This window comes from Streptomyces anatolicus, assembly GCF_019400875.1.
GTDB lineage: Bacteria > Actinomycetota > Actinomycetes > Streptomycetales > Streptomycetaceae > Streptomyces > Streptomyces anatolicus.
The window spans coordinates 1-2877 of the sequence record NZ_WMBF01000662.1 but is presented as its reverse complement, the minus strand read 5'-3'; the positions used below and the strand labels follow the sequence as shown (position 1 = coordinate 2877).

Genomic DNA, 2877 nt, shown 5'->3' with positions numbered 1-2877 from the left:
GTTATCCCCCGGGTGGCTCGGGCGGGACCCTCATGGCGTTACGGCGGCGCGCCGGGCACTCTGGCGCGTATGACCGCACGCACCATGCCCTTGTCCGAAGACCGCCCGGTCGGCGGGCCGCTCGACGACGACCGGCCGCCGCCCGCGCGGTTCGCCTACGACGGGCACACCTGGAAGGAGATCGCCCACCTCCTCGCGAACCTGCCGATAGGCATCGCCGGCTTCGTCTACGCGGTGGTCACGCTGTCGCTCGGCGTGGGCCTGACGGTGACGGTCGTCGGTCTGCCGCTGCTCGCGGCGGCGCTGCTCGGCGCGCGCCTGCTGGGCAGGGCCGAGCGGGCGCGGGCCAGGAAGCTGCTCGGGGTGCGGGTCGAGGAGCCGAGCCCGATGGCGGTGTTCGGCGGGAGCGGCGTCTTCGGGTGGCTCTGGTCGAGTCTGCGGGACCCGGTGGGGTGGCGCGCGATGCTGTACGCGTTCATCCGGTTGCCGTGGGGGGTGCTGACCTTCGCGGTCACGCTGGTCGGGCTGATCGTGCTCTGGCCCGTGCTGCCCTTCATCGTGCGGGGCTTGACCAATGTCGACCGGGCGATGGTGCGCGGACTGCTCTGCCCCTCCGACGAGTTGGAACGGCGTATCGCCGAACTGGAGTCCGACCGGGGGGTGGTCGTGGACACGGCCGCCGCGGATCTGCGCCGTATCGAGCGCGATCTGCACGACGGCGCGCAGGCCCGCCTCGTCGCCCTCGCGATGGGGCTCGGCCTCGCGAAGGAGAAGCTGCTGGAGGACCCCGAGGTCGCGGCCCGCATGGTCGACGAGGCGCACGGCGAGGTGAAGGTCGCGCTCCAGGAGCTGCGTGACCTGGCCCGGGGCATCCACCCCGCTGTCCTGACCGACCGCGGGCTCAACGCGGCGCTGTCCTCCGTCGCCTCCCGTTGCACCGTGCCGGTGAAGGTGACCGCGGATCTGCCGGCGCGGCCGGCGGCGGCCATCGAGGGCATCGCGTACTTCACCATCTCCGAGCTGCTGCAGAACATCAGCAAGCACAGCGGGGCGAGGAGCGCGAGCGTGGAGGTGTGGCGGGCGAAGGACCGGCTGCTCATCCAGGTGTGGGACGACGGGCGGGGCGGGGCCCGGCTGGACGGCGGCACGGGCATGGCGGGCCTCGCGGACCGGCTCGGCGCGGTCGACGGCCTCTTCGTGATCGACTCCCCGCCGGGCGGCCCGACGACGATCACGGCGGAGCTGCCGTGGCGGGACCGCGCGGGGGACGCGGCCCCGGGAAGGTAGGGAAAACCCCCGCTCCAAGACGCCGACTCGCTCCATGGCCCGGCAGGGCGCCCGCGGCGAGGCTTGGGGTACGGAAAACAGGCAGTTGAGCAGAGACGGATGGCAGCGATGGCAGCGGAGTACGGACAGGGGCACACACACATGGACCGGCCGGAATTCCGGGGGACCGGCGCCGAGAGGCGGCGTCTGCCCGCGGGGCTGCGCGCGCCGATCGAGGCGCGCACCTGGAAGGAGTTCGGCTACATCCTGCTGAGCCTGCCCATCGGGCTCGTCTCCTTCGTCTTCGCGGTCACGACGTTCTCGCTCGGCGCGGGCCTGCTGATCACCTTCATCGGCATCCCGGTGCTCGCGGGCGCCCTGGCGGGCTGCCGCGGTATCGGCGCCCTGGAGCGCACCCGGGCCCGGGGCCTGCTCGACCTGGACGTCGCCGCTCCGGAGCCCCTGCGGCCCAAGGGCGGCGGCCCGATGGCGGTGATCGGGGCCGTCCTGAAGAGCGGCGCGTCCTGGCGGCACCTGCTCTACTGCGTGCTGGTGATGCCGTGGGCGCTGTTCTCGTTCACCGTGGCGGTCGTCTTCTGGGCGTACGGCTGGATGATGCTCACGTACCCGCTGTGGTTCTGGCTCTTCCCGATGTACGGAGGCCAGGACGGCATCCAGCTCTACGGCGACGACGGCCACCGCGTCTACCTGGACAACCCCTTCGAGATCGGCGTCACCGCGGGCACCGGCCTGCTGATCACGCTGGCCACGCCGTGGATCCTGCGGGCCCTGACGACCGTGGACCGGCTGATGGTGCACGGTCTGCTCGGCCCCTCGCGGCTCGCGACCCGCGTCGTCGAGCTGGAGTCGGACCGGGGTGTCGTCGTGGACACCGCCGCCGCGGATCTGCGCCGCATCGAGCGCGATCTGCACGACGGCGCGCAGGCCCGCCTCGTCGCCCTCGCCATGGATCTGGGCCTCGCCAAGGAGAAGCTGACCGAGGACCCCGAGGCGGCGGCCCGCATGGTCGGCGAGGCGCACGGCGAGGTGAAGGTCGCCCTCCAGGAGCTGCGCGACCTGGCCCGGGGCATCCACCCGGCGGTCCTGACCGACCGCGGGCTCGACGCGGCGCTCTCCTCGCTGGCCGCGCGCTGCACCGTGCCGGTCCAGGTCGAGGTGGACCTGGCGAGCCGGCCGGCGGCGGCGATCGAGGGCATCGCGTACTTCACCGTCTCCGAGCTGCTGCAGAACATCAGCAAGCACAGCCGGGCGACGCGGGGCTCGGTCGACGTGTGGCGCGCCGAGAACCGGCTGATGCTCCAGGTCACGGACGACGGTTCCGGCGGCGCCGACGCGTCGGCGGGCTCCGGCCTCGCGGGCCTCGCCGAACGGCTCGACGCGGTCGACGGGATCCTCGTGGTCGACTCCCCGCAGGGCGGCCCGACGACGATCACGGCGGAACTGCCTTGGCGCAGGGCCTGACCGGAACGGGGCGTGCCCTGGGCGGGGGCCTGACCGGAACGAGCCGCACCCCGGGCACGGGGCCTGACCGGAACGGGGTGGCCCTCCCCGGCGCAAGACCCGAACAGCAAGAGCCGAACTCCCCCCGCC

General features: G+C 73.2%; 2 protein-coding genes. Both read left to right on the top strand.

The features are described from left to right. Positions 1-69: 69 nt before the first annotated feature. Positions 70-1287, top strand: a complete 1218-nt coding sequence (locus GKQ77_RS31065; protein ID WP_219692453.1) for a sensor histidine kinase — start codon at positions 70-72, stop codon at positions 1285-1287. A 108-nt stretch (positions 1288-1395) separates the two neighbouring features. Further along, on the top strand, positions 1396-2748 hold the full coding sequence (locus GKQ77_RS31060) for a sensor histidine kinase (RefSeq protein ID WP_219692454.1): 1353 nt from the start codon (positions 1396-1398) through the stop codon (positions 2746-2748). Positions 2749-2877: the final 129 nt, after the last annotated feature.